Below are 21305 nucleotides of genomic sequence, written 5' to 3'. Positions count from 1 at the left end.
TTGCTCGCGAATGCGATGTATCAGTCACACATCCGGCGCCTGACACACCGCATTCGCGAGCAAGCCCGCTCCCACATTGGTTTTGTGGCGTACTAGATATTGAGCTCGACCTCACCCAAGCGCCCACCATGCGGCCCAAAACTGCGCTCCACCATTCGCCGTGTCCCGTCGGCATTCACAATCAATGCGGTACTCGCCCTCGTCCCATAACTTGGACTGGCAATAAACACGCTCGATAACAAACTCTCCGTCGCCAACCCCACGCCGGTATCCGGTAGGTCTGCAAACGGCGCCGTCTGCGGGTCGCTCAATATCTCCAGCAACGCCTCCGGCTGCGGATCATCCAGCACCGCACTCAACGCTGCCTTGGCCTTGAGCAGCTTGGGCCACGGCGTATCCAGCCCGGCGTTGGACAACCCATACACCCCAGCCTCCAATCGCTTCGGCTCAGTGTGGTTGGCGTTGTAATGCCACAGCTCATCGCGCGTGCCTACCAGCAGGTTAAACCCGGCATATTCAATCGAACGGCCGTTAACGTCGGCCAAATACTCGTCAATCGGCAGGGAACCGTTGAGAAATCGCGCCACCAACTCGCCCCGGGACTTGCGGGCCGGTGGTTGATGCGGGTCACGGATATTGGTCAGGGCGGCAAAGCGGCCATCGGCATTCACTCCCAACCAGGTGCCGCCTGCCTCCTGATCGCGGCCGGCGTAGACCTCGGGCGCATCCAGCCACTGGGCCAGCGGCAGGCTGGGGCGGGCGTAGAACTCATCGCGGTTGGCCGCGACGATCAGCGGCTGGGCGTGGCCCGGCCGCCAGGCGAAAACAATCAGGCACATCAGGCGATCCCTTTTGTGTTTTTAGCCACTCTACCCACTCAAGCCGAGGCGTTCCATCGTATCCAGTTGGGTCGCATGCCTTCCATCCGTTAACATGCCGGACTTGGTTCGGGGGCTCCCATGGAATTTCTGCTGTATTTGCTGCTCGGCGCCTGTGCGGGTGTACTCGCCGGGCTGTTTGGCGTGGGCGGCGGGATCATCATCGTGCCGGTGCTGGTGTTCAGCTTCACCTTGCAGGGCTTCGACCCGCAGGTGCTGACCCACCTGGCTGTGGGCACTTCGCTTGCGACCATCATCTTTACCTCGGTGAATGCCGTGCGTGAGCATCACCGACGGGGCGCGGTGCGTTGGACGATCTTTGTGTGGATGACCGTGGGCATCCTGATCGGCGCAGGCTTTGGCGCACTGACCGCCGAGGCGATTTCCGGCCCGCACCTGCAAAAGATCATCGGCGTATTCGCCTTGCTGGTGGCCGTGCAACTGGCACTGGACGTCAAGCCCAAGGCCAGCCGAACGGTGCCGGGCAAGGTTGGCCTGACCGTCGCCGGTACGTTTATCGGCTGGGCCTCGGCGATATTCGGGATTGGCGGCGGCTCGCTGACCGTGCCGTTTTTGACCTGGCGCAGCGTGCCGATGCAACAGGCAGTGGCCACTTCATCGGCCTGCGGCCTGCCGATTGCGCTGGCCAGTGCATTAAGTTTCATGATTCTGGGCTGGCATGACCCGCTGTTGCCCGCTCATAGTCTAGGGTTCGTGTATTTGCCGGCGCTGCTGGGCATTGCCCTGACCAGCATGGTGTTTGCCCGCTTCGGCGCACGCTTGGCGCACAAGCTGTCGCCGCGTTTGCTGAAACGGCTATTCGCCGGACTGCTGTTCTGTGTCGGCATAAACTTTTTGCTTTAAAGAATTTGAATAATGCAGGCTTAATCGCGGCCCGGCATGGTCCGGGCGCTATAACGAATGATTAACGAGGAGTCGCAATGCTGCCTTACCCGCAGATCGACCCGGTGGCCCTGGCCATCGGTCCGCTGAAAATCCACTGGTACGGGTTGATGTACCTGATCGGCATCGGCGGTGCCTGGTTCCTGGCTTCGCGCCGCCTGAACCGGTTCGACCCGACCTGGACCAAGGAGAAGCTCTCCGACCTGATTTTCTGGCTGTCGATGGGGGTGATTGTCGGCGGACGCCTGGGGTATGTGCTGTTCTATGACCTCTCCGCGTACATCGCCAACCCGACGCTGATCTTCGAGGTGTGGAAGGGCGGCATGGCGTTTCACGGCGGCTTTATCGGCGTGATGATTGCCGCGTGGTGGTTCGGCCGTCGCAACGGCAAATCGTTCTTCCAGTTGATGGACTTCGTTGCGCCAATGGTGCCCATTGGCCTGGGCGCCGGGCGCATCGGCAACTTTATCAACGCCGAGCTGTGGGGCAAACCGACCGACGTGCCGTGGGCCATGGTGTTCCCGCCGTTCAGCGACCCGGCGCAACTGCCGCGCCACCCGTCGCAGCTTTATCAGTTCGCGTTGGAAGGCGTGGCGCTGTTCCTTATCCTGTACATCTTCTCGCGCAAACCGCGCCCGACCATGGCGGTTTCCGGCATGTTCGCGCTGTTCTACGGGATCTTCCGCTTCATCGTCGAGTTCGTGCGCGTGCCGGATGCACAGCTGGGCTACCTGGCGTTCGGTTGGGTGACCATGGGCCAGATCCTCAGCCTGCCGATGATCCTCGGTGGCCTGGGCTTGCTGTGGTGGGCGTACAATCGCCCGCAACCTTTGAAGAACACCGCGCTTTAAATTCGAATGCCGAGGCGGTTGCGCAGCCTCGGCTTCAACGATACGGGTAAAAAAATGAAGCAATATCTCGAGCTACTGAACGACGTCGTGACCAATGGATTGACCAAGGGCGATCGCACCGGCACCGGCACCAAGGCCGTGTTTGCCCGTCAGTATCGGCATAACTTGGCCGACGGCTTCCCGCTGCTGACCACCAAGAAGCTTCACTTCAAAAGCATCGCCAACGAGCTGATCTGGATGTTGAGTGGCAACACCAACATCAAGTGGCTGAATGAAAACGGCGTAAAAATCTGGGACGAATGGGCCACGGAAGACGGTGACCTGGGCCCAGTGTACGGCGAACAGTGGACCGCCTGGCCGACCAAGGACGGCGGCACGATCAACCAGATCGACTACATGGTCCACACGCTGAAGACCAACCCCAACAGCCGGCGCATCCTGTTCCACGGCTGGAACGTCGAGTACCTGCCCGACGAGACCCGGAGCCCGCAGGAAAACGCACGCAACGGCAATCAAGCCCTGCCGCCGTGCCACCTGCTGTACCAGGCGTTTGTGCACGACGGTCACCTGTCGATGCAGTTGTACATCCGCAGCTCCGACGTGTTCCTCGGCCTGCCGTACAACACCGCCGCGCTGGCTTTGCTCACCCATATGCTGGCCCAGCAGTGCGACCTGATCCCTCACGAGATCATCGTCACCACCGGCGACACACACGCTTACAGCAACCATATGGAACAGATCCGCACCCAGCTGGCGCGCACGCCGAAGAAGCTGCCGGAGCTGGTGATCAAGCGCAAACCGGCATCGATCTACGACTACAAGTTTGAAGACTTCGAAATCGTCGGTTACGACGCCGATCCAAGCATCAAGGCCGACGTGGCGATCTGATCAATGCCCATGGCTGCGCCCTACATGTGAGGGCTCAGCCTCGCTGGCTGCCACACTTCCGCTGACTTCCAGCCGCTGCAAAATCCCACACTCCGGTCCGCCACCACAGCGTTGGCGCAGGTCCAGCAATTGCTCCTGCAACGCCAACAGCCCGTCGATCCGCGCTTTCACATGGTGGATATGCTCATCAATCAACGCATTCACGTTTTCGCACTGGTCCTGGGGGCTGTCGCGCAAGCCCAGCAGGCTGCGGATTTCTTCCAGGGTCATGTCCAGGCTGCGGCAGTTACGGATAAACACCAGTCGCTCGGTGTGCGCCTGGGTGTACACGCGGTAGTTGGCGTCGGTGCGCGCCGGGGGCGGCAGCAGGCCTTCCTTCTCGTAGTAACGGATGGTTTCCACCGGGCAGTCGGTCAGTTTGGCCAGTTCGCCGATCTTCATCGCAGCAATCTCCAAATGGGTGCTTGACCCTATAGTGGCTACAGGGTCTTTACTTGGCAACAGGCACCTTTACGGACGCGACAGAATGAGCGATTCCATCCACACCCCGCATAAACACGAGCATGATCACGACCACGATCATGGCCCGAAAAAACTCACGCCTGTACATGACCACGGCCACGGCGGTTCCTGCTGTTCCGGCACTCCGGCCCCGGCGTTGGTGCAATTGAGCGAGGCGCCGACCGCCGGTTCGCGGTTGAGCACCTTTCGCATCGAAGCCATGGACTGCCCCACCGAGCAGACGCTGATCCAGAACAAACTGGGCAAGCTGGCCGGCGTGCAGCAACTTGAGTTCAACCTGATCAACCGCATCCTCGGCGTCACCCATGACTTGCCAAGCACTGCGCCGATCATCGACGCCATCAAATCCCTGGGGATGCAGGCGGATCCCATCGAAGAAGGCACCCCAGCCGCTGAGCCGCCGGCCAAGAAACACTGGTGGCCGCTGGCGTTGTCCGGCGTGGGCGCGTTGGGGGCCGAAGTGCTGCACTTCAGCGGCGTCGCGCCCACCTGGTTGATCGCATTGGTGGCGCTGGTGTCAATCCTCAGCGGCGGCCTCACCACGTACAAAAAGGGCTGGATAGCCCTGAAAAACGTCAACCTGAACATCAATGCCCTGATGAGCATCGCCGTCACCGGGGCGATCCTGATCGGGCAATGGCCGGAAGCCGCCATGGTGATGTTCCTGTTCACCGTGGCCGAGTTGATCGAAGCCAAGTCCCTGGACCGTGCGCGCAATGCCATCAGCGGCTTGATGCAGATGACGCCGGAGCAGGCCACGGTACAGCAGGCCGATGGTTCGTGGGCTGAACAGGAAGTCAAAAGCATTGAGTTGGGTGCAATCGTGCGGGTAAAACCCGGCGAGCGCATCGGCCTGGACGGTGAAGTCACCGCCGGCCAATCCACCATTGACCAGGCGCCGATCACCGGTGAAAGCCTGCCGATTGAAAAGACTGTGGGCGATAAAGTCTTCGCCGGCACCATCAACCAGGCCGGCTCCCTGGAATACAAAGTCACCGCCGCGGCCAACAACTCCACCCTGGCGCGCATCATTCACGCGGTGGAACAGGCCCAAGGCGCCCGCGCGCCGACCCAGCGTTTTGTCGACAACTTCTCGAAGATCTATACCCCGGCGGTGTTCCTGTTCGCCCTCGGCGTGGCGCTGATTCCGCCGCTGTTCATGGCCGGCGCCTGGTTTGACTGGATCTACCGCGCCCTGGTGTTGCTGGTAGTGGCGTGCCCGTGTGCGCTGGTGATTTCCACCCCGGTGACCATCGTCAGCGGCCTCGCGGCGGCGGCGCGCAAAGGCATCCTGATCAAGGGCGGCGTGTACCTGGAGGGTGGTTACAAGCTCGACTATTTGGCCCTCGACAAGACCGGCACGATCACTCACGGCAAGCCGGTGCAAACTGATTACCTGGCGCTGTTCCCCAATGTTGCAGACAGCGCGCCAGCCTTGGCCGCCAGTCTGGCTGGGCGTTCCGATCACCCGGTGTCGCTGGCGATTGCCAACGCGGCTGTGGATAAAAACCTGCCCACCCATGTTGTGGATAACTTCGAGGCCCTGGCCGGTCGGGGCGTGCGTGGCGACATCAACGGCGAAACCTACCACCTGGGCAATCACCGCCTGGTGGAAGACCTGGGCCTGTGCTCGCCGGAGCTTGAAGAAAAACTCTTCGCCCTGGAAAAGCAGGGCAAGTCCGTGGTGCTGCTGCTCGACAAGTCCGGCCCGCTGGCGCTGTTCGCCGTGGCCGACACGGTCAAGGACAGCAGCCGCGAAGCCATCCAACAACTGCACGCGTTGGGCATCAAGACCCTGATGCTCACCGGCGACAACACCCACACCGCCCAGGCGATTGCCGCCCAGGTGGGTATCGACCAGGCTCAGGGTGACCTGTTGCCGACCGACAAACTGCAAGCCATCGAAACCCTCTATGGCCAAGGCCACCGCGTGGGTATGGTCGGTGACGGCATCAATGACGCCCCGGCGTTGGCTCGTGCCGAGATCGGTTTTGCCATGGCCGCAGCGGGCACCGACACTGCCATCGAGACCGCCGACGTGGCGCTGATGGACGATGATTTGCGCAAGATTCCGGCATTCATTCGTCTGTCGCGGCAAACGTCGAGTATCCTCAAGCAGAACATCGCCCTGGCGTTGGTGATCAAGGCGATTTTCCTGGCGGTCACCTTCCTGGGCTTGGCCACCATGTGGATGGCGGTGTTCGCCGACATGGGCGTGAGCTTGCTGGTGGTGTTCAATGGCCTGCGCCTGTTGCGCAAATAGAGATGAGAGGGTGGTGTGCTGAGTGCCGAGCTGAAGGCTTTTTTCATGGTCGCCCGCCTGGGTAGCATCACCCAGGCGGCGAAAAAACTCGGCCTGAGCCAACCCACGGTCACCACCCAGATCCGTAACCTCGAAAGCCAGTACGGCGTCGAGCTGTTCTACCGCGGCGGTCGCCGCCTCACCGTCAGCGACGAGGGCGCGCGGCTGCTGCCGATGGTCAAGGCGCTGTTGCAGCAGGAAGCGGACATCGAGTTTTTCCTGCGCAACAATGGCCAGGTCCAGGGTGCTTTGAGGATCGCCGCGACGGCGCCGTATTACATCCTCGATCTGGTCAAAGCCTTTCGCGAACGCCTGCCGCAAGTGGAAGTGTCGGTGGAAATCGGTAACTCCCAGCAGGTGCTCGAAGCGCTGGATGATTACCGCGTCGACGTCGCCGCCTCCTCGCAACTGCTGGAAGACCCGCGCCTGATTCGTCGTGTGCTGGGCACCGACCCGCTGGTGCTGGCGGTGCATCGCAACCATCCCCTGGCCAAGCTGGATCACGTGCCGCTGAGCGCTTTGGCCGGGCACACCTTGCTGATGCGTGAAGCGGGCTCAACCACGCGACGCCTCACCGAAGAACTCCTGCAAAGCGCCAACGTGAGCTACGGCCCGTTGCTGGAAATCGGCAGCCGCGAGTCGATCCGTGAGGCGGTGTTGCGCAACATCGGCATCAGCATCATTGCGCGTCAGGAAGTGCCACACGATCCACAATTGCGCGTGCTGACTTTCGAGAATGCGCCGCAGATTCCGGAGTATTTGTACTGCCTCAAGGAACGCAAAGGCGCGCGGTTGCCGGCGGCGTTTCTGGGGTTGGCGCAGGAAATGTCGCCGCTTTAACCAAAATCCACCAATACCACTATCACTCCCTTTTGCCTTTCTGCCACATGAGGGACGCATTGCCTGCCTAGCATGGGCTTCATCAGTTCGATGAGGTGCCTTGCATGAACACAGCCCTGACCCAACCCGGCGCGCCGATGAAAGTGCGCGGTATCCAGAAACGCTTCGGCGCTTTTACTGCGCTGGACAACGTCTCCCTGGACGTCGCCGCCGGCGAGCTGGTGTGTCTGCTGGGCCCGTCCGGTTGCGGCAAGACCACTTTGCTGCGCTGCATCGCTGGCCTGGAGCGCCAGGACAGCGGCGAACTGTACCTGGGCAGCCGTGATGTTTCCCTGCTGCCGCCCCAGGCACGGGACTACGGCATTCTGTTTCAGTCCTACGCGTTGTTCCCCAATCTGACTGTCGAAGCGAATATCGGCTACGGCCTCACCGGCAGCGGTCGCGATGAAGTGCGCAAGCGCGTCGGGCAGATGCTGGAATTGGTCGGCCTGGTCGGCAGCGAAAAGAAATACCCCGGCCAACTCTCCGGTGGCCAGCAACAACGCGTCGCCCTGGCCCGTGCTTTGGCGCCTGCGCCTTCGTTGTTGTTGCTGGATGAACCGATGTCGGCCCTCGACGCCCGCGTCCGTGAGCATCTGTGCACCGAGCTGCGCCAACTGCAACGCCGCCTGGGCATCACCACGCTGATGGTTACCCACAACCAGGACGAAGCCATGCTGATGGCCGACCGCATCGCCGTGATGAACAACGGCAAGGTCGAGCAATACGCCACGCCCCAGGAAATCTACGACCGCCCGGCCACGCCGTTTGTGGCGGAGTTTGTTGGCCAGGGCAACTGGCTGCCGTTCAGCCGCAACAGTGCCAGTCACGCCCAGGTCGGTGGGATGAACATGCGCCTGGCCGACGATGCCGGTGTGGCCAAGTCCGGCCGCTTGTTCTGCCGCCCTGAGGCGATCAGCGTCAACCCGCCGGTGCATGAAGAAAACCTGTTTCCGGCCAAGGTCCGCGAGATCACTTTCCTCGGCAATCGTTGCCGCATGAGTTTCGAGCTGGAGCAACTGCCCGGTCATCCGCTGCTCGCTGAATTGGCCCCGGAAGCCATGCCGCGCCTGGGCGCCCAGGACATCTGGGTGGCGTTGCCGCCGCGCAGCCTGCAGGTGTTTGCCTGAGATGGCCGCTGTCATGACGCTGCCACGACCGGTGTCCCGCGCCGAAACCGGCGACAAAATTTTCGTCGTCGTCGGCAAACTGCTGTGGCTGTTGTTGCTGGGCCTTGCGGTATTGATGCCGTTGCTGGCGATCTTCTGGCGCGGCTTCAGCAGTGAAGCCGGGCAGGGCGGTGGCCTGGTGGCTGCACAGGAACTGATCACCAGCGCCAACTTCCATTGGTTGCTGGGCAATAGCCTGAAAGTTTCCCTCAGCGTGGCGGCTATCGTCGTACCGCTGGCCTACCTGTTTGCCTACGCCCTGCAACGCACGTTGATCCCCGGCAAGGCGATCTGGCGTGGCATGTCGTTGCTGCCGTTGATGGCGCCGTCGATGTTGCCGGGCATTGCGCTGGTCTACCTGTTCGGTAACCAGGGCATGCTGCGCGGGTTGCTCTCGGACAATATCTACGGCTTCTGGGGCATTGTGCTGGGTGAGGTGATCTACACCTTCCCACATGCCTTGATGATTTTGCTGTCGGCGCTGTCCCTGGCGGATGCGCGCCTGTTCGATGCGGCCTCCAGCATGGGCGCCAGCCCGGCGCGGGCGTTTCGCAGCATTACCTGGCCGGCCACGCGTCAGGCGGTGTTCGCTGCGTTCTGCCTGGTATTCACCCTGACCATCACCGATTTCGGCGTGCCCGTGGTGGTCGGAGGCGATTATCAGGTGCTGGCGCTGGAAGCCTACAAGGCAGTGGTCGGCCAGCAACAGTTCGGCCGCGGCGCGTTGATTGGCATGGTGTTGCTGCTGCCAGCGCTGTTCAGCTTTGGGGTGGATGCCTGGCTGCGCCGCCGTCATGGCGATTCCATGAGCGGCCGTGCCCAAGTGTTCCAACCGGCGCCATCGCGCATGAGGGACGGCTGCTACCTGGCCATCGTGCTGCTGATCTGCGCCATGTTGCTGCTGGTGTTCGGCATGGCGGTGTATTCGTCGCTGGTGAAGTTCTGGCCGTACAACCTGTCGCTGTCGCTCAACCACTACCAGTTCGAAGACACAGCCGGCGGCGGCTGGCTGGCCTATCGCAACAGCCTGACCATGGCGCTGTGCACCGCATTGATCGGCAGCGTGTTGATTTTCACCGGCGCCTACCTGATGGAAAAAACCAAGGGCCAGAAGGGGCTGAACCTGGCCCTGCGCATGCTCAGCTTTGTGCCGATGGCCGTACCGGGCTTGGTGCTGGGCTTGGGCTACGTGTTCTTTTTCAACCTCAATGGCAACCCGTTGCATGTGTTCTACGGGACCATGTCGTTGCTGGTGGTGTGCACCATCGCTCACTATCTGACCACCGCGCAGATGACCGCCACCACGGCGCTGCGCCAACTGGACGCCGAGTTCGAAGCCGCCGCCTTGTCCCTCAAGGCGCCGCTGTACCGCCATTACCTGAAAGTCACGGTGCCGATTTGCCTGCCGGCATTGCTGGACATCGTGCGCTATCTGTTTGTGTCGGCGATGACCACCGTGTCCGCCGCGATCTTCCTCTACAGCCCCGACACCATCCTCGCCGCCGTCGCCGTGTTGAACATGGACGACGCCGGCAACGTGGGCGGCGCGGCGGCCATGTCGACCTTGATCCTGTTCACTTCGGCCGGCGTCTCGCTGCTGCTGGCGTGGGCCTCACGTGGCGCGTTGCGCCGCTCCCAAGCCTGGCGCCAGAGCGCACCCGGCCAATAAATCCCTGAAGGAGGTGCTCCATGTTCAAGCCCCTGGCGCTGGTCGCTGCCGTACTGACTGCATTCAGCCTGAATGCCTTCGCCAAGACCGAGTTGACCGTGTACACGGCCCTCGAAGCCGAGCAGTTGAAGACCTACAAAAAGGCCTTTGAACAGGCCAACCCCGATATCGAAATCAAATGGGTGCGCGACTCCACCGGCATCATCACCGCCAAGCTGCTGGCCGAGAAAGACCGCCCGCAAGCCGACGCCGTCTGGGGCCTGGCGGCTTCCAGCCTGGCGATCCTCGACCAGCAGGGCATGCTGGACAACTATGCACCGAAGGACCTGGACAAAATCGGCAAGAACTACCGCGACGCCGCCAACCCGCCGGCCTGGGTCGGCATGGACGTATGGGCCGCGACCATCTGCTTCAACACCGTCGAAGCCGAAAAGCAGGGCCTGACCAAGCCGGTGAGCTGGCAGGACCTGACCAAGCCTGAGTACAAGGGCAAGATCGTCATGCCCAACCCGGCCTCGTCCGGCACCGGTTTCCTGGACGTCAGTGCCTGGCTGCAGACCTACGGCGAGAAGCAGGGCTGGCAGTACATGGATGACCTGCACCAGAACATCGGCCAGTACGTTCACTCCGGCTCCAAGCCGTGCAAGCTGGCGGCTTCGGGTGAGTTCCCGATCGGTATTTCCTTCGAATACCCGGCCGTGCAGTTGAAACGCCAGGGCGCGCCGCTGGACATCATCCTGCCGAAAGAAGGTCTGGGCTGGGACATCGAAGCCACTGCCGTCATGAAAGGCACCCACAACGCCGACGCCGCGAAAAAACTCGCGGATTTCTCCGCCAGCCCGGCTGCCATGGACCTGTACAAGGACAACTTCGCCGTCCTCGCCCAGCCTGGCATTGCCAAGCCGCAGACCGAATTGCCGGCCGACTATGAACAGCGCTTGATCAAGAATGATTTTGCCTGGGCTTCGAAAAACCGCGACAGCATCCTGAGCGAATGGCGTAAGCGCTATGACGGCAAGTCGGAGAAGGTGGCACCTTAGGATGAACTATCAAAGCGACCTACTGATCATCGGCGCCGGCATTCTCGGCCTGTCCCACGCCTTCGCCGCCGCCAAACGCGGCCTCAAGGTCAAGGTGTTCGAGCGCAGCGCCACGCCCCTGGGCGCCTCGGTACGCAACTTCGGCCAAGCCTTGGTCACCGGCCAACCGCCGGGGCCGATGCTCGACCTCGCGCGGGAGAGCCGCGAAATCTGGGGCCATTGGGCGCAGGTCGCGGGGCTGCAACTCAAGCGTAACGGCGCGTACCTGTTCGCCCGCACCGAAGCGGAAGAACACTTGCTGGAAGCCTTCTGTGAGGGGCGGGCGAAAGAGCACGGCTACAACGTCGAACTGCTGCAAGGCGCGGCGATGAAAGACTTATATGGCGGCCAGTTCCGTCATCACCGCGCCGCGCTGCATGGCAAGGACGACCAGCAACTGTATTCCCGTGAAGCGATCCCGGCGCTGATCAACTACCTGGCGCAAGAACTGAAGGTGGAGTTCTATTTCTCCACCTTGGTGCGCGACGTCGAACCGGGCCAGTTGCACAGCACGGCGGGAAGCTTTCGCGGTGAGCAGATCATCGTGTGCGCCGGTCACGACTATCAAACCTTGTTGGCCGACGCGATGGCCGAACTCAACCCGAGCATCTGCCGCCTGCAAATGCTACGCGCGCGGCCAGCGGTCAACCTGAACCTGCAACACGCGTTGCTCACCGGCTTGAGCTGCGTGCATTACGGCGCTTTCGCCGACCTGCCCGAGGCGGCGCCGGTGCAGGCGCAGATCTTGCGCGATGCACCGCACCTGCACGAACACGGCATTCACCTGCTGATCAGCCCCACGCCCCATGGCGACCTGATCATCGGTGATTCCCATGACTACGGCAGCGATGCCTCACCTTTCAACGCCGAGCAGGTGGATGACTGGATGATCGAACTGGCTGAACAGACCTTGGGCTGCAAAATCCAGGTGGTGGAGCGTTGGCAGGGAGTGTACGGCTCGCGGGGGCCGGGACCGTTTTCATTCCTGCGCGCGGCGCCGGGAGTGAGCGCGGCGTTGATGCACACCGGCGTGGGCATGAGCGTGGGGCCGGCGATGGCCGAGCGCAATATCCGTACCTTGTGGGGAGCGGCGTGATGAACCCGGAACAGACCATCGCCGACGTCTTCGGCTTGTATGAACAGCACGGCACCGCGGATTACATCGGCGAGCCGGTGTCGCAGATCGAGCACATGTCCCAGGCTGCGCAACTCGCCATGGCCGAAGGCTTCGATGATGAGGTGGTGCTGGCGGCGTTTTTCCACGACATCGGGCACATCTGCGGCCAAGGCGGGGAAAACATGGGCGGTTATGGCGTGGTCAGCCATGAACGGCTGGGCGCGGATTATCTGCGTCGTGCAGGGTTCAGTGAGCGCATGGCCAAGTTGGTGGAGTATCACGTGCAAGCCAAGCGCTACCTGACCTTCAGCCAGCCGGACTATTACGCGCGCCTGAGCGAAGCCAGCCGCCGCACCCTGGCGTATCAAGGTGGCGTAATGAGTGCCGAGGAAGCCCAACTGTTTGAACAGGACCCGTTGTACACAGTGAGTTTGCGCATGCGCCATTGGGATGAGCAGGCCAAGGCAATGCACGTGCCGGTGCTGGATTTGCAGGTGCTCAAGGCCAAGGCCATACGGCTACTTGCTGCGTAGAGTGGCCTTACGCAAAACGCAGACGCGCCGCCTAGAGTCTCGTTTGGCAGGTTACTAAGGTATTTGCTTCTTTAGTCAAAGGAGCAATGCGATGCGTTATTTGAAAGCCACCGCCCAGGACCTGTGCGGGAATGGGCGCGCCGATACGGTGATTCTGCACTTCTATCAGCAGCAACCCGCTGCCCCCGACGCGTTGATCTACGAAACCGTCGGCCTGGATATGACCGTGGATGGCAACGTCGACCTGCAGCTGGCGGGAGAGCGTCAGCCTGACAGGCTGGATTTTGACAAACGTCTGCTGGCGAGTTTCGCCGACAGCTTCTTGAAGCTGAACTGGTTCAACCCGGCCAGGCAGTGGCAGCGCACATTGATCCTGTACGTCGACCATTTCGGCAAAACGGGTAAGCCCAACGCGATCAAGCTGGATTTTCACGAGCCTGCTGCCTCTGGGGGCGCCGTTCCGCTGATCTACAAGGTAGCGGCCTATGACGGCGACAGCGACGGCGTACTGGAATCGTTCACCAACAGTGACGTTGACCGCAATGGTGTGGCTGACAAGGCGGATAAAGAACTGATCCGCTCGTTATGCACGACCTTCTTGGCCTTGAACTGGTATGAGATGTAATCGGTTTACGCCTCGTCAAGCCGGGTGGCCAATGCCTCGACCTGTTCCTGGCGCTCAGCCTGGCTCAGCTTGGCGTGCGGATTGAGGGACGACCATTGCGGGTGCGCGCGAGCCTTGTGCAGGGCGTCCGGTAACTTGCCTTCGCGCCAGGTCTTGTCCTGGGGCGTGTCGACCTTGATGCTGTGCATCGCCGCATGGCCGCGCAGGTTCAGGGCCTTGAGTAACTGGCGCTGACGCAGGGCGAGCAGGCGCAACACACTGTCGTCGACGGTCAGCTCGCGTTGGCCTTTGATTTTGCCCAGCAACCGACTGCCATAGCTGCGCGCGGTTTGCAGCGCGCCACCGGCAATTGCACCGGCCAGGGCCGCGGCGCCTAGCGTTAATCCACCGACCAACAAATCCACACCCGCACCGGCCGCCGCCCCTGCGGCGATCCCGCCACCGACGCGCACGCCCAGTTGCTTGAGGGTTTCCGGGTTGAACAGGTCATCGCCCCAGCGTCCGTCGAGCAGGGGCAAGTCGCTGGCGGCGGCGTCCTGCGGTCGGAAGCCGAAGAGTTTGAGCAGGGCTTCCACGCATTTCTGTTCACGTTGGCGCACGGCTCTGCGCAGGTCGCCGATGGCTTGTTGTTCATCTTGGGTGACCACACTGCGGCGACAGGCGGCGCAGTCGATCAGCAATTCGGCGATCAGTCGCGCAGCACTTTGCTGGCGGGCCTGGCGCTGGGCCTCCTGATCAAGAATCAAGCGTTCCAACTGTGGCCGTGCGCTTTCCAGCAACAGCGCGAGGCTTTCATACAGCCGACGTTCACCGTCTTCCGGGGGCGCCACGCTGTCGAATCGCACCAGCGCATGCAGGCCCAGCCGAGCCAGGGCTTCGCGCCAGTCCGGCTCGCGATGGTCGCTGCTGCTGACGAAATTGAGCACCGGCAGCAACGGCTTGCCGCAACTGGCCAGCACTTGCAGTTCGTCGCGGTACTTGGCCAGCACCGGTTCGCGGGCGTCGATCACATACAGGCCGGCGTCGGAGGCCAGCAGTTGGCGCAGCACCTTGGCTTCCTGTTCGAAACGCTGGCGTGCTTCGCTGCCATCGAGGAAGCGCGCCAGGCGGGCCGGGCCGTCAAGGCGTTCACCGGGGCGATCCAGGCGCTCCAGATAATCGAGCAGAGCGATGGCATCTTCCAGGCCGGGTGTGTCGTACAACTCCAATAAAGCCTCACCATCCACCGACAAGCGCGCGCCTTCGACATGCCGGGTGGTGCTGGGGCGATGGGAGACTTCGCCGAAGCCCACGTCTCGGGTCAACGTGCGCAGCAATGAGGTCTTGCCGACATTGGTGTGGCCGACCACGGCGAGTTTCAGCGGCTTAGTCATGACCCGTCTCCAGCCAGTTCAACGGCGCGCAATCGGCGAATGGCAGCTCAAGTTGCTGCAACGCGGCGTGCCAGTCGCCCAGGCGTTCGGCGTCCAGCGCCTGGCCGGGCGGCGCTTGCAGCAACCAGACGCGGGTATCGGTGGCGCTGCGCGCGAGTTCGGCGATCAGCGCGAGGCTCCCACGATCCGGCGAGCGGCGTGGGTCGCAAGCGATGGCCAGGCGGGCGGGCGGGAAGCGCGTGAGTTGTTCCAGCAGCTTGTGGCGTGACTCGCGGCTGTCGAGGATGCCGGCGTTCTTCACGCTGGCGGGCAGCTTGGGCGGCCAGGCATGTTGGTCGTCCAGTTCGATGGCGACCAGCAGGGCGCCGTCGCTTTCCAACTCACTGACGCCGCCACTGATGGGGTGCAGTTGCTCGGGCGCGGCATCGTTGACCCCAAGGCGCTCGCTGCTCGGCATCAGGCGTTCGCGCAATTGGCTGTAGCCGGGCAGGTTGAGGTCCAGGCGCAGGGCGGCGCGCCCGCGTTTCCAGCGCCACAGGCACAGCAGGGCGAGGATCAGGCGCGGCAGCAGGCCATAGACCAGCAGCACGCCGACCAGCCAGGCGGCCCAGGCTTGGCGGGCGCTTTCGATATTCAGGGCGGAGTCGCCGCTGGCGCGGATCATCTCGACGGTCGGCACGTTGAAGCCCAGCAACGCGGGCAGGGTGCCGAGGGCCTGGGTGACAACGACAAAGGTGTCGGCACCAAGAATGGTGGTTTCCCACACGAAGCCATAGCGACGGGTGGCGAGTAGCGTCAGAAGAATCACCAAGGCGCTGAGCAACGCCAGCAACCACAGGCTGTTGACCAGCACGCCCACGGCCCAGCGATTGAGTTTTTGCCGTTGCAGCAACAGTAAAAGTGCTGGCGCCAACTGTGCAGCCTTGGCATCACGGGCGAGTTTTTCGCTGAGCCACAACCACAGTCGCCCGAGGCTGGCGCTGTGTTCACCGGCAAACAGCAGGCCCAGGGCCCAACTGATCAACAGGATGAGATTTAAGCCGAGCAAGCTGCCGAGCGCCCAGAACACGTTGACCGGCGTCAGGCCGTTGCCCAGTGCCGCAAACGCCAACCCTGCGCCGCTGATCACGGCGACTATCGCTAGCAGCACCAACGCCAGACGTGCACCTTGCAACCAGCGGGTGAGGGCGACCGTCAGCCCGTCGCGCTCGGCCAGGTGCAAGGCGCGTTGCTGGATGCGCGTCGGCAGATCGCCGCCGGCCGTGCGCGCCAGGCGATTGGCCTCCAGGTCTTCCAGCGGGCCTGCGTGTTCTTCGCGCAGGCGCACGGTTTCTGTCAGCCAGAGAGTGTGCAGAGGAGTCACGCGCTGTCCTGTTGTGTTTGTGAGCCTGGAGCATAACCCCTGGCTCGGGGCTCTGGTATTCTCGTCGCCATGAAAAAAACTCTCCCTTTAAGCCTGATCGCAGCCCTCGGTGAAAACCGTGTGATCGGCGTCGACAACAGCATGCCCTGGCATTTGCCGGGGGATTTCAAATATTTCAAGGCCACCACCCTGGGCAAGCCGATCATCATGGGGCGCAAGACCTGGGACTCCCTCGGTCGACCGCTGCCAGGGCGCTTGAACCTGGTGGTTAGCCGTCAGACCGATCTGGCGCTTGAAGGTGCGGAAGTTTTTCCGTCGCTGGAGGCAGCGGTGGAACGCGCCGAGGCGTGGGCACTGGAGCAGGGCGCGGACGAGCTGATGCTGATCGGCGGTGCGCAATTGTATGCGCAGGGGCTGGAGCAGGCGGATCGCCTGTATTTGACGCGGGTGGCGTTGAGTCCGGAAGGGGATGCTTGGTTTCCGGAGTTTGATCAGGGCCAGTGGAAACTGGTTTCCAATCTGGAGAACCCGGCTGAAGGTGACAAGCCTGCTTACAACTTTGAAGTATGGGAAAAAGCCTAAGAGCTTCGCGAGCAAGCCCGCTCCCACATTTTGACCGAGTTCTAACATGAGAATGTGGTCAAAATGTGGGAGCGGGCTTGCTCGCGAATGCGGTCCATCAGGCCTGCGCTAACTCAGCATGCTCATCCGCATTCAACAACGCCTTATCCGTCTGCCCCATGACCTGGCTGGTAATCGCCCCCGCCGTCATCGAACCATTCACGTTCAGCGCCGTACGACCCATGTCGATCAGCGGCTCTACGGAAATCAGCAGCGCCACCAGTGACACTGGCAAGCCCATGGCCGGCAGTACGATCAGCGCGGCGAAGGTTGCACCGCCGCCCACGCCGGCAACGCCTGCCGAACTCAAGGTCACAATCGCCACCAGGGTCGCGATCCACAGCGGGTCCAGCGGGTTGATGCCCACGGTCGGCGCCACCATCACCGCCAACATCGCAGGGTAAAGCCCCGCGCAACCGTTCTGGCCAATCGTCGCGCCGAACGAGGCGGCGAAACCGGCGATGGACTGCGGGATGCCCAGGCGACGGGTCTGCGCTTCGATGCTCAGCGGGATCGCCGCCGCGCTGGAGCGGCTGGTGAAGGCAAAGGTCAGCACCGGCCATACCTTGCGGAAGAAACGCAGCGGGTTGATCCCGGCCAGGGACAGCAGCAGGCCGTGCACCACGAACATCAGGCCGAGCGCCAGGTACGACACCACCACAAAACTGCCGAGCTTGATGATGTCTTGCAGGTTGGAACCGGCGACGACCTTGGTCATCAGCGCTAATACGCCATACGGTGTGAGCTTCATCACCAGGCGCACCAGGCGCATTACCCAGGCTTGCAGGGTGTCGATGGCGTTAAGGACTTTCTGGCCTTTTTCCACGTCATCCTTGAGCAATTGCAGCGCGGCAACCCCCAGGAAGGCGGCGAAAATCACCACGCTGATGATCGAGGTCGGCTTGGCCCGTGCCAGGTCGGCAAACGGGTTGGCTGGCACGAACGACAGCAGCAGCTGCGGGATATTCAGGTCGGCGACCTTGCCCGCGTAATCACTCTGTATCACTTGCAGGCGCGCCATTTCCTGGGTGCCGGCTACCAGGCCTTCGGCGGTGAGGCCGAACAGGTTGGTCAGGCCGATACCGATCAGCGCCGCGATCGCCGTGGTGAACAGCAGCGTGCCGATGGTCAGGAAGCTGATCTTGCCCAGAGACGAGGCATTGTGCAGGCGTGCCACGGCGCTGAGAATCGAGGCAAATACCAGCGGGATCACGATCATTTGCAACAGTTGCACATAGCCGTTGCCGACCAGGTCGAACCAGCCGATGGAGGCCTTGAGCACCGGATTGCCATCGCCGTAGATCGTGTGCAGAACGGTGCCGAACACCACACCGAGCACGAGGGCGAATAGGACCTTCTTGGCGAGGCTCCAGTTAGTACGACGGGTTTGTGCCAGGCCCAGCAACAGGGCCACGAACACCAGTAAGTTGAGAATCAGGGGCAGATTCATTGAAGCTCCGTTGAGAAGGCAGCCAATCGCGTGAGCCTGCGATTGCGAACCGGAAAGCCTAACAGCTTGAAATATATTGATTTAATACCGATATGGAATGGCGACTGTCGTTTTTGGAATAAGCGTTTGACGCTCAGGCACATGCCGTTGGCGCGATCACGACGCAAGCGGTCGCGCTCGGGCGATAACTGTCACAGGGATTTGTTAGCGTCGGTGTCTTTCACTCAGGGAGAAACGTTTATGAAGCTCGCTTCGAGATTGTTTGCCGCCGCGCTGTGCCTTGGCCTTGCCGGCCAAACCATGGCCGCCACCGAGTTGAAACACTGGCCAGCCCCGGCCGCCAAGCAACTGAACGAAATGATCGCCGCCAATGCCAACAAGGGTAACTTCGCGGTGTTCGACATGGATAACACCAGCTACCGCTACGACCTCGAAGAATCCCTGCTGCCCTACATGGAAAACAAAGGCCTGATCACCCGCGACAGCCTTGATCCTTCGCTCAAGCTTATGCCGTTCAAAGACACCGCCGACCATAAGGAAAGTCTGTTCAGCTATTACTATCGCCTCTGCGAAGTGGACGACATGGTCTGCTACCCGTGGGTCGCCCAGGTGTTTTCGGGGTTCACCCTCAAGGAACTCAAAGTGCAGGTCGATGAGTTGATGGCCTCCGGCAAGCCTGTGCCCGTCAGCTATTTTGAAGGCGATGTGGTGAAGAAGTCCGAGGTGCAACCGCCCAAAGTCTTCACCGGCCAGGCCGAGCTGTACAACAAGCTGATGGAAAACGGCATCGAGGTGTATGTGATGACCGCCGCCTCCGAAGAACTGGTGCGCATGGTGGCCGCCGATCCGAAGTACGGCTACAACGTCAAACCCGAGAACGTCATCGGCGTGACCACCCTGCTCAAGGACCGCAAGACCGGCGAACTGACCACTGCGCGCAAACAGATCAGCGCCGGCAACTATGACGAGAAGGCCAACCTCGGTCTGGAACTCACCCCGTACCTGTGGACCCCGGCGACCTGGATGGCGGGTAAGCACGCGGCGATCCTCACCTACATCGACGAATGGAAAAAGCCGGTACTGGTGGGTGGCGACACGCCGACCAGCGACGGCTACATGCTGTTTCACGATGTGGACGTGGCCAAGGGCGGCATCCACCTGTGGATCAACCGCAAGGACAAGTACATGACCCAACTCAACGGCATGATCGCCAAGCACGCGGCGGCGCAGGCCAAGGAAGGGTTGCCGGTGACGGCGGACAAGAACTGGGTGATCGTCAAGCCTGACGAGATTCAGTAACACCGAGTCGCCTGTATTCGCGAGCAAGCCCGCTCCCACATTTTTTTGACCGCATTCTTATGTTAGAACTCGGTCACTGTGGGAGCGGGCTTGCTCGCGAAGACGGCCTCAAAAACACCGCATAACCCACAGTAAAAAATAGATATCAATTGCGAACCAATCTCATCCTCTGCTAGCGTGCGCACTTCCTGAACCCTCCGTTCTTCTCAAGGTAGTGCTGTGTCCTCCTGGAATTCGCAGATCGCGCGCCTGTTCGCGGAGCAGAAGAAAGCCCTCGAAGCCTTCGTCACCCGCCGCACCGGCAGCGCTCAGGTGGCCGCCGACCTGACTCAGGAATCGTTCCTGCGCCTGGCCCGCCTGGACTCCGGCGAGAAGATCGACAACCTCCCCGCGTTCCTCTTTACCATCGCCAGCAACCTGGTGCGCGACCACCAACGCCAGGCCATCCGCCGCGAGCGCCTGGATGCCGGCGAGCCCAGTGAAGAACTGCCGTGCACCAACCCTGGCGCCGATGAGCAATTGGCCGCCTATCAGCAGGAGCAACTGATGCAGGACGCGATCCTGGCGTTGCCCGAGGCGACTCGGCAGATCTTCCTGCTCTATCATGTCGACGAACTTTCCTACCGCGAGATTGGCGAACGCCTGTCGATCACCCCGCGCAGTGTGGAATACCAATTGCGTCGCGCCTTGATTGAATGCCGCGCCTACATCAAGACGCGGCTCACCAGCGACACACAAGGACGTCGGTCATGACTGCTACACACCCTGCCGACGAGCTGTTCGAAGAAGCCTCCGGCTGGTATTTCCGCCTCCAGGCCGAAGATGTCACGGCAGCCGAAATGGACGCCTTTGCCGCCTGGCTCGGGCAGGGCCAGCCTCAGGATGACGCCTGGCAGGAAGTGCAGGCCATGCTCGGCGGCTTGCGTGAACCGGCGCGGGTGATCCGCCGTGCCGAACAGGCGGCCTGGCGCAAGCCGGTGCGACGCTGGGCCTGTGCGGCCGCCGTGCTGCTGGCGGTGGGGCTGACCGTACAGAACACCCCCTGGCTCGACCGCCTGCGCGCGGACTACGCCACCCGCACCGGCGAGTCGCGCACCGTCGAACTGGCCGATGGCTCCCAGTTGCAACTCAACACTGACAGCGCGATTCAAGTGCGCATGAGCGGCGGTGAGCGTCAGATTCGTCTGCTGCGTGGTGAAGGGTTTTTCAGCGTGACCAAGGACCCGGCACGACCTTTCGTGGTGCAGTCCGGCGATGGCTGGGTGAAGGTGATCGGCACCCAATTCAGTGTGGCGCGGCGCGATGCGCAGACGCGGGTGCAGGTGGCGCAGGGCAAAGTGCAGGTCAGTGCGGGCAGTGGTGATCCGGTCTATCTGGAGCCGGGCCGGGCGGTGGAATATCAGGACCATCGCCTTGCCGAGGTCCACGGCTTCGACCCGGCCAGCGGTTTCGCCTGGCGCCAACGGCAACTGGTGTTCCGCCAGCAGCCACTGTCGGAAGTGGTCAGCGAGTTGAATCGCTACTGGCCAGGCAAGACTCTGGTGCTAGGGGAGGCGCTGCGCAATCGCGTGGTGTCTGGCGTGTTTGAAATCGACAAACCCGACGCCGTGATCAAGGCGCTGGAATACACCCTCAACCTGCAGGCTGAGCACTACACCCCGTATTTGCTGGTGTTGCGTGAAGGCAAAGCGTCCTGAGCACAATTTTCTCAAAATATTTTCAGGGTTTTCCCACAGAGCATCGTCCTTGATCACTGAGGCGCAAATAGTAAGCACTCTCAAGTA

The 21305-nt window shown here is 61.8% G+C and carries 20 protein-coding genes; 15 read left to right on the top strand and 5 right to left on the bottom strand.

Going from position 1 to position 21305, the window contains the following annotated elements; all coding sequences use genetic code 11:
• Positions 1-92 precede the first annotated feature (92 nt).
• The gene (locus ACP7EW_RS16615) at positions 93-839 is read right to left on the bottom strand and encodes an NRDE family protein (RefSeq protein WP_426218412.1); all 747 of its coding nucleotides are present in this window, start codon (positions 837-839) and stop codon (positions 93-95) included.
• 120 nt (positions 840-959) lie between these two features.
• On the opposite strand from ACP7EW_RS16615, the gene ACP7EW_RS16610 reads away from it, so the two are divergent.
• The 3 genes from ACP7EW_RS16610 (at position 960) to ACP7EW_RS16600 (ending at position 3520) form a co-directional block, all read left to right on the top strand.
• Positions 960-1742 (top strand): sulfite exporter TauE/SafE family protein, encoded by a 783-nt coding sequence (locus ACP7EW_RS16610; protein WP_426218410.1) that lies wholly within the window; start codon positions 960-962, stop codon positions 1740-1742.
• 77 nt (positions 1743-1819) lie between these two features.
• Complete coding sequence (lgt, locus tag ACP7EW_RS16605; protein ID WP_010207296.1) at positions 1820-2632, top strand: prolipoprotein diacylglyceryl transferase; 813 nt, start codon at positions 1820-1822, stop codon at positions 2630-2632.
• Between the two features lie 54 nt (positions 2633-2686).
• Positions 2687-3520: a thymidylate synthase gene (locus ACP7EW_RS16600; protein ID WP_426218408.1), complete on the top strand. Its 834-nt coding sequence runs from the start codon at positions 2687-2689 to the stop codon at positions 3518-3520.
• Here the strand turns inward: ACP7EW_RS16600 and cadR are convergent, their stop codons facing one another.
• Positions 3521-3961, bottom strand: coding sequence for a Cd(II)/Pb(II)-responsive transcriptional regulator (cadR, locus tag ACP7EW_RS16595; protein ID WP_016979028.1), 441 nt, complete (start codon positions 3959-3961; stop codon positions 3521-3523). It abuts the gene before it with no gap.
• A gap of 85 nt (positions 3962-4046) precedes the next feature.
• Between cadR and ACP7EW_RS16590 the strand changes: the two genes are divergently transcribed.
• The 8 genes from ACP7EW_RS16590 to ACP7EW_RS16555 all read left to right on the top strand — a co-directional run bounded on the left by ACP7EW_RS16590 (position 4047) and on the right by ACP7EW_RS16555 (position 13415).
• Positions 4047-6305 (top strand): heavy metal translocating P-type ATPase, encoded by a 2259-nt coding sequence (locus ACP7EW_RS16590; protein ID WP_426218406.1) that lies wholly within the window; start codon positions 4047-4049, stop codon positions 6303-6305.
• 15 nt (positions 6306-6320) lie between these two features.
• Positions 6321-7184, top strand: a complete 864-nt coding sequence (locus ACP7EW_RS16585; protein WP_016979030.1) for a LysR family transcriptional regulator — start codon at positions 6321-6323, stop codon at positions 7182-7184.
• Positions 7185-7288: 104 nt separating this feature from the next.
• Entirely contained in the window at positions 7289-8353 is a 1065-nt protein-coding gene (locus tag ACP7EW_RS16580; RefSeq protein WP_426218403.1) for a putative 2-aminoethylphosphonate ABC transporter ATP-binding protein, read from the top strand.
• Position 8354: 1 nt separating this feature from the next.
• Positions 8355-10061, top strand: a complete 1707-nt coding sequence (locus ACP7EW_RS16575) for a putative 2-aminoethylphosphonate ABC transporter permease subunit (RefSeq protein ID WP_426218402.1) — start codon at positions 8355-8357, stop codon at positions 10059-10061.
• A 20-nt stretch (positions 10062-10081) separates the two neighbouring features.
• Entirely contained in the window at positions 10082-11101 is a 1020-nt protein-coding gene (locus ACP7EW_RS16570) for a putative 2-aminoethylphosphonate ABC transporter substrate-binding protein (protein ID WP_426218400.1), read from the top strand.
• Between the two features lies 1 nt (position 11102).
• Positions 11103-12236 carry a TIGR03364 family FAD-dependent oxidoreductase gene (locus ACP7EW_RS16565; protein WP_426218398.1) on the top strand — a complete coding sequence of 378 codons (1134 nt, stop codon included), beginning with the start codon at positions 11103-11105 and terminating at the stop codon, positions 12234-12236.
• Positions 12236-12790 carry a phosphonate degradation HD-domain oxygenase gene (locus ACP7EW_RS16560; protein ID WP_426218396.1) on the top strand — a complete coding sequence of 185 codons (555 nt, stop codon included), beginning with the start codon at positions 12236-12238 and terminating at the stop codon, positions 12788-12790. Before ACP7EW_RS16565 ends, ACP7EW_RS16560 begins: the two co-directional genes overlap by 1 nt.
• 91 nt (positions 12791-12881) lie before the next feature.
• Positions 12882-13415 (top strand): hypothetical protein, encoded by a 534-nt coding sequence (locus tag ACP7EW_RS16555; protein WP_426218394.1) that lies wholly within the window; start codon positions 12882-12884, stop codon positions 13413-13415.
• A gap of 5 nt (positions 13416-13420) precedes the next feature.
• On the opposite strand, the gene ACP7EW_RS16550 is transcribed toward ACP7EW_RS16555, so the two are convergent.
• Positions 13421-14788 carry a DUF3482 domain-containing protein gene (locus ACP7EW_RS16550; RefSeq protein ID WP_426218392.1) on the bottom strand — a complete coding sequence of 456 codons (1368 nt, stop codon included), beginning with the start codon at positions 14786-14788 and terminating at the stop codon, positions 13421-13423.
• Positions 14781-16151 (bottom strand): DUF2868 domain-containing protein, encoded by a 1371-nt coding sequence (locus tag ACP7EW_RS16545; protein ID WP_426218391.1) that lies wholly within the window; start codon positions 16149-16151, stop codon positions 14781-14783. Before ACP7EW_RS16545 ends, ACP7EW_RS16550 begins: the two co-directional genes overlap by 8 nt.
• Before the next feature lie 69 nt (positions 16152-16220).
• On the opposite strand from ACP7EW_RS16545, the gene ACP7EW_RS16540 reads away from it, so the two are divergent.
• A complete protein-coding gene (locus ACP7EW_RS16540; protein ID WP_426218390.1) occupies positions 16221-16733 on the top strand; it encodes a dihydrofolate reductase in 513 nt (170 codons plus the stop codon).
• 97 nt (positions 16734-16830) lie between these two features.
• Here ACP7EW_RS16540 and ACP7EW_RS16535 read toward each other — a convergent pair whose 3' ends face one another.
• Positions 16831-18222, bottom strand: coding sequence for an L-cystine transporter (locus ACP7EW_RS16535; RefSeq protein ID WP_028618333.1), 1392 nt, complete (start codon positions 18220-18222; stop codon positions 16831-16833).
• Positions 18223-18462: 240 nt separating this feature from the next.
• On the opposite strand from ACP7EW_RS16535, the gene ACP7EW_RS16530 reads away from it, so the two are divergent.
• From ACP7EW_RS16530 to ACP7EW_RS16520, 3 genes are all read left to right on the top strand, one after another.
• The gene (locus ACP7EW_RS16530; RefSeq protein ID WP_038850646.1) at positions 18463-19521 is read left to right on the top strand and encodes a hypothetical protein; all 1059 of its coding nucleotides are present in this window, start codon (positions 18463-18465) and stop codon (positions 19519-19521) included.
• Between the two features lie 219 nt (positions 19522-19740).
• A complete protein-coding gene (locus ACP7EW_RS16525; RefSeq protein WP_033897031.1) occupies positions 19741-20274 on the top strand; it encodes an RNA polymerase sigma factor in 534 nt (177 codons plus the stop codon).
• Positions 20271-21218: a FecR family protein gene (locus ACP7EW_RS16520; RefSeq protein ID WP_426218387.1), complete on the top strand. Its 948-nt coding sequence runs from the start codon at positions 20271-20273 to the stop codon at positions 21216-21218. Before ACP7EW_RS16525 ends, ACP7EW_RS16520 begins: the two co-directional genes overlap by 4 nt.
• The last annotated feature ends 87 nt before the right edge of the window (positions 21219-21305 follow it).

The organism is Pseudomonas sp. DWRC2-2, assembly GCF_049897885.1.
GTDB classification, from domain to species: Bacteria; Pseudomonadota; Gammaproteobacteria; order Pseudomonadales; family Pseudomonadaceae; genus Aquipseudomonas; species Aquipseudomonas azotoformans_A.
Note: the sequence above shows the minus strand (reverse complement) of the source record. Positions and strands in the feature narration are given on the sequence as shown.

Bases quoted from the DNA above. Each gene is read 5' to 3' on its own strand.
- ACP7EW_RS16615 (WP_426218412.1), bottom strand. From the start codon at position 839: ATGTGCCTGATTGTTTTCGCCTGGCGGCCGGGCCACGCCCAGCCGCTG.
- ACP7EW_RS16610 (WP_426218410.1), top strand. From the start codon at position 960: ATGGAATTTCTGCTGTATTTGCTGCTCGGCGCCTGTGCGGGTGTACTC.
- lgt (WP_010207296.1), top strand. From the start codon at position 1,820: ATGCTGCCTTACCCGCAGATCGACCCGGTGGCCCTGGCCATCGGTCCG.
- ACP7EW_RS16600 (WP_426218408.1), top strand. From the start codon at position 2,687: ATGAAGCAATATCTCGAGCTACTGAACGACGTCGTGACCAATGGATTG.
- cadR (WP_016979028.1), bottom strand. From the start codon at position 3,961: ATGAAGATCGGCGAACTGGCCAAACTGACCGACTGCCCGGTGGAAACC.
- ACP7EW_RS16590 (WP_426218406.1), top strand. From the start codon at position 4,047: ATGAGCGATTCCATCCACACCCCGCATAAACACGAGCATGATCACGAC.
- ACP7EW_RS16580 (WP_426218403.1), top strand. From the start codon at position 7,289: ATGAACACAGCCCTGACCCAACCCGGCGCGCCGATGAAAGTGCGCGGT.
- ACP7EW_RS16575 (WP_426218402.1), top strand. From the start codon at position 8,355: ATGGCCGCTGTCATGACGCTGCCACGACCGGTGTCCCGCGCCGAAACC.
- ACP7EW_RS16570 (WP_426218400.1), top strand. From the start codon at position 10,082: ATGTTCAAGCCCCTGGCGCTGGTCGCTGCCGTACTGACTGCATTCAGC.
- ACP7EW_RS16565 (WP_426218398.1), top strand. From the start codon at position 11,103: ATGAACTATCAAAGCGACCTACTGATCATCGGCGCCGGCATTCTCGGC.
- ACP7EW_RS16560 (WP_426218396.1), top strand. From the start codon at position 12,236: ATGAACCCGGAACAGACCATCGCCGACGTCTTCGGCTTGTATGAACAG.
- ACP7EW_RS16555 (WP_426218394.1), top strand. From the start codon at position 12,882: ATGCGTTATTTGAAAGCCACCGCCCAGGACCTGTGCGGGAATGGGCGC.
- ACP7EW_RS16550 (WP_426218392.1), bottom strand. From the start codon at position 14,788: ATGACTAAGCCGCTGAAACTCGCCGTGGTCGGCCACACCAATGTCGGC.
- ACP7EW_RS16540 (WP_426218390.1), top strand. From the start codon at position 16,221: ATGAAAAAAACTCTCCCTTTAAGCCTGATCGCAGCCCTCGGTGAAAAC.
- ACP7EW_RS16535 (WP_028618333.1), bottom strand. From the start codon at position 18,222: ATGAATCTGCCCCTGATTCTCAACTTACTGGTGTTCGTGGCCCTGTTG.
- ACP7EW_RS16530 (WP_038850646.1), top strand. From the start codon at position 18,463: ATGAAGCTCGCTTCGAGATTGTTTGCCGCCGCGCTGTGCCTTGGCCTT.
- ACP7EW_RS16520 (WP_426218387.1), top strand. From the start codon at position 20,271: ATGACTGCTACACACCCTGCCGACGAGCTGTTCGAAGAAGCCTCCGGC.